This is a genomic window from Mesorhizobium sp. M7A.F.Ca.CA.002.05.1.1, assembly GCF_003998335.1.
In the GTDB taxonomy this organism is placed as follows: Bacteria; Pseudomonadota; Alphaproteobacteria; order Rhizobiales; family Rhizobiaceae; genus Mesorhizobium.
Genome location: NZ_RZQI01001344.1, coordinates 1 through 1071 on the forward strand (window position 1 = coordinate 1; position 1071 = coordinate 1071).

The following is a 1071-nucleotide window of genomic DNA, read 5'->3' on the forward strand; positions in this document are numbered from 1 at the left end:
TTCGTCACGCGTGAACATCAGCGGCGGAAGGTCGAACCCCTCCCTCATCATGTAGCCAACGCCGGCTTCGCCGTCGATCGGCACTCCGGTCGACTGCAAATCGGCAATGTCGCGATAGATGGTTCGCTCGGAAACCTCGAGCCACGTGCCGAGCTTCTGGGCGGTGACCAATCGGCCACCGCGCAGATGCTGCACGATTTGGAAGAGCCTGTCGGCGCGGCGCATCGTATGGTCCCTCGGCGTTGTCTCTATGCATGTCGCCCAAAACTGATGTCCACTTTTGGACGGCACGGCATCGTGTTTTCGCGCATGCCGTTATCCCAAAACCGCAGAACACTTTTGGGCGGCGTGCCTCATGGTTTCAGCCCTTCGCGCTTGCGCTGCGCGGCGACGAACTCCGCGCCGAAGGACAGTTTCTTCGTCGTCGGTGTTTTCGCATCGAGCACGCGCCAGAACGGTGCCACGTCACTCAGCGCCATGCCGCGCTGAAGGTCCTCGTTGGCGGCTTCGGCAACAGTGCGCAGATGATAGCCTATGGTGACCGGGCATGTCACTTCGGCGCCATGCTCGACGGCAAGTGCTGTACGCAGCGCACGCACATCCATGTCGATGCCTTCGGGAATCGAGCGGATGAAATCATCGACCTGGCGCGCCGTCGGCACCAGCATAGGCTGTCCTTCGATGACATCGGCCATCGTGCGCGGCGTCGGCTTCACGCCGTTGATGCCAGGTGTGCTCAGTCTGTCTTTCCAACTCTTCATCGATCGTCCTTTGACGCCAATGCGTGGTGTCCGAAGCTGGCACCATTGCACGGCACTCCTGACAGCATACTGTCAGGAGCCTTCAGCATACTCCTTGGCAAACAGTGTCCGCATCCGCGCGAGATCGCTGCCTCTTTCGGGGTAGAGCGTCTTCAGAAAGGCGAGCGCGAAGGTGCCCGGCGCCGAGCCCGGCGCGGAAACAATTTTGCCGTCGGCTACGGCATGCGGCACATCCTGGTAGTTCTCGGCACCGGCATAACCGGTTTCATGACCCTTGATCCACTCGCGGCCATTGCTGGTATGCTTGGCC

At 60.9% G+C, this 1071-nt stretch carries 2 protein-coding genes and 1 pseudogene; all 3 read right to left on the minus strand.

The genetic code is table 11. From position 1 onward, the window contains the following. Positions 1-225 (minus strand): helix-turn-helix transcriptional regulator (locus EN939_RS35420; protein WP_127271968.1); only part of this gene is annotated, 225 nt, incomplete at its 3' end. Between the two features lie 128 nt (positions 226-353). After that, positions 354-761 carry a hypothetical protein gene (locus EN939_RS35425; protein WP_127271751.1) on the minus strand — a complete coding sequence of 136 codons (408 nt, stop codon included), beginning with the start codon at positions 759-761 and terminating at the stop codon, positions 354-356. Positions 762-833: 72 nt separating this feature from the next. Further along, positions 834-1071 (minus strand): annotated as a pseudogene (locus tag EN939_RS35430) (DJ-1/PfpI family protein); the annotation flags it as partial.